The sequence below is a fragment of the Actinosynnema sp. genome, assembly GCF_052038725.1.
The window spans coordinates 1-3,065 of the sequence record NZ_JBQGCX010000668.1; the positions used below are offsets into that span (position 1 = coordinate 1).

The window sequence follows — 3,065 nt, forward strand, 5'->3', positions numbered from 1 at the left end:
GCCCTCGCCGGGCTGGTCGCCACCAGCCCGCGGGGGGGCGCCGGGGGGGGGCCCGCTGTCCCGGGGGGGGCGGGACCCGCCAGGCCCGCCGGCGGCGGGGGGGGGGGGGACGTCCACGACGTCACCAACCTCACCGACAACGCCGCGGGCCCGCAGCCCGGTTCGCTGCGGCACGGCATCAGCACCGCGCCCAGCTCCGGGCGGACCATCGTGTTCGACGTCGCGGGCACCACCAAGCCCTCCCCCGCCGGACGCCAGGGCCGGCTCGGGATCGGCGCGAGCAACCTGACCATCGCGGGCCAGACCACGCCGAGACCCGGCGTCACGATCACGGGCTGGGCCACCAAGACCACAGCGGCTGGTCGGCGGGCTGGGCGCTCGGCAGCGGGCAGTCGGTGCCCCAGGTGGAGCGGAGAGCCCAGCACCAGCGGGTCGAGCGCCACCGTGACCAACGAGTCCCACAACGGCGCGCCGGAGTCCTCAGTGGACGGTCAGAGCGCGGTCCCGCAGGGCGACGCGGTGTTCGAGCCGGGGTCCGGAGGGCCATCGGCCGCACCCCGGTTGCCGCTGCACGAGCCGGTGGAGAGCACCCCGTCGTAGGAGGTGGCGAACAGCAGGTAGTCGACCCCGACCCGCAGGTCCGTCCCGCACAGCGACCCGTGGACGGTGCTCTCGACCGTGACCGGGGCTGGTGGGACCGAACCCTTGTACTCGACCCCGACCTGGAGGGTGAAGCGGTACTTGTCGTCGTAGACCGAGCTGGAACCACCGGGGTCCAGGACCCGGTCGAGCACGACGGCGGTGAAGACGTTGTCGGCCCGCGCGTAGCGCGCCGCCTCGGTGTCACCGGGGAAGCAGCTGCACGCGCTGGCGGACCCGGCGAGGACCGAGGTCGACAACCCCGCCACCAGAACCACCGCACCTGCGGCACGTGCCAGGAAACGCACCAGCATGAAGTCCTCCCCCTGACGGCGAGCAGCGGCGCGGCGGCACTCGCAGGGTAGCCGCGGGCGGCGAGGCCGGGCCAGGGGTCGGTCGTACGACTGCGACCTCGGCGAACGGCGCAGTGCCCAGGGGCGGAGCGTCCCCCGGCCCGACGGGCAGCCGGGTCGGGGACAGCCGAGGACGTCCCGGCGCACCCCGGCGCTACACCCCCAGCGCCCCCACCAGCAGCGCCGCCACCACGTCGCGGTTCTCCGGCACGTCCCGCCACCGCAGCCGCCGCCCGGCCTCCACCACCACGCCGAACCCGGCGTGCACCAGCACCCTCGCCTGCCGCGAGTCCAGCTCCGGCCGCACCGCCCGCAGTTGCTGCTCCCACAGCGCGATGTGCTCCCGCTGCGCCACCACCAGCGGTCGCCGCAGCTCCACCGGCAACCCGACGATCTCGGCGCTCGCCACGCTGGTCAGCGCGGTCCGCTCGAAGTTGTACCCCACGTACGTCGCCGCCAGCGCCGCCACCGCCTCGCGCGGCTCGGTGACGCCGCGCAGGTTCTGCGCCACGGCCTGCGCGAACAGCTCCGCGTCCTGCAGGCACGCCGCGGCCAGGATGTCGGCCTTGCCGGGGAAGTAGCGGTAGATCGCCGACGGCACCACGCCGACCGCCTCGGCGATGCGGCCGTTGGTGACGTTCGCGAACCCGTCGCGCTCGAACAGCGGCACGGCGGCGGCGAGGATCTCCGCGCGCCGGGTCCTCGGCTCGGGCTGCGTCGGCAGCCGCACCCGGCGCCCGCCGCCCACCGCCGGGTCGGTCGCCACGACGCGGGACGCCGCCGCCTGCAGCAGCTCCGCGGCCCTGCGGGGCGCGATCGACGTGCGGTGCATGGTGATCGACCCGATCGCGCCCAGCGCGGCGGCGGCCCGCAGCTGCTCCCGAGGCAGCGGGTGCTCGCGCCGCACCGCGCCGGTGACCCGCTCGACCACGTGCCCGAACTTCGTCCTGAGCGCCTGCCGGTCCTCCCGGCCCAGGTACCGCGCCTCCCACCGGTACAGCCCGCCGGACGCCCGGTGCGCCACGGTGACCCGCGTCCCGGCCGCGAGCAGGTCGGACAGCGGCGCGCCGGGCGGGACCTCGTCCAGGGCCGCGACGAGCCGGTCCACCATCACGTGCGCGCACTCGGCGAACAGGGCGTAATTGTTCGGGAAGTGCCGGTACAGCGCGGCGGCGGTGATGCCGACGCCTGCGTCGATCTCCTCCATCGACGCCGCGTGGTACCCGCGCTCGGTGAACGCCCGGCCCGCGGCCTCGACGATCAGCTGCTTGCGGTTGCGCGGTCGGACGGCCGCGGTCGACTCGGCGGTCACCGCGGCACCCGTGCGCGCACGCGCGGGAACAGGGCCATGCGCGCCAGTCAACCACGAAGCGGAGCAAGCCAAGGCCAACGGCCCCGCGCGGATCGGCCGCCGCGCCCGACCACGCCGCCCAAGGCGTGAATTCCGGTTAACTTACCCCTTCTCAACCAGCCACGCGGGTCGGCATAATGACGCCGCAACCGCTCGCCGCCCCGGTCAACGAGGAGTGGTCAATGCCGACCCCCGCGGTTCCCCCCTGGTCCTTCCGCCACCACTGGATGGCGCACACCGCCACCCACGCGGCCACCCGCCCGGACAAGCCCGCGCTGCGCTACCTCGGGCAGACCACCACCTGGTCGCAGCTGTCGGACCGCTCGCTGCGCCTGGCCGCCGCGCTCGCCGGGCGCGGCGTCGCGGCGGGCGACCGGGTGGCCACGCTGACCCTGAACCACCCGTGGTTCGTGGAGACCGTCTTCGGCGCGAACAGCCTGGGCGCCATGGCCGTCCCGCTGAGCTTCCGGCTGGCCCCGCCCGAGCTGGACTACATCCTGGCCGACTGCACCCCGTCCGCCGTCGTGGTGGACGCGCGCCTGTTACCCCTGCTGAGCGCCGTCCCGGCCGCCTCGCGGGTGGGCGCGGTCGTCGTGGTCGGCGGCGCGCTGCCCGAGGACGCGCCGGAGAACTTCGTGGCGTACGAGGACTTCCTCACCTCGCACGAGCCGCTCGACCCGCCGGACGTGCCCGAGGACGCGACCGCGCTGATCATGTACACC

3 protein-coding genes are annotated in these 3,065 nt (G+C 75.2%); 1 reads left to right on the forward strand and 2 read right to left on the reverse strand.

All coding sequences use genetic code 11. From position 1 onward, the window contains the following. Positions 1-491 precede the first annotated feature (491 nt). Both ACTUAL_RS14040 and ACTUAL_RS14045 read right to left on the reverse strand, forming a co-directional pair. Entirely contained in the window at positions 492-953 is a 462-nt protein-coding gene (locus tag ACTUAL_RS14040) for a hypothetical protein (protein ID WP_440900548.1), read from the reverse strand. Positions 954-1,146: 193 nt separating this feature from the next. After that, positions 1,147-2,304, reverse strand: coding sequence for a TetR/AcrR family transcriptional regulator (locus ACTUAL_RS14045; RefSeq protein ID WP_440900549.1), 1,158 nt, complete (start codon positions 2,302-2,304; stop codon positions 1,147-1,149). 221 nt (positions 2,305-2,525) lie between these two features. Here ACTUAL_RS14045 and ACTUAL_RS14050 point away from each other — a divergent pair. Next, on the forward strand, positions 2,526-3,065 hold a 540-nt coding region (locus tag ACTUAL_RS14050), incomplete at its 3' end, for an AMP-binding protein (RefSeq protein ID WP_440900550.1).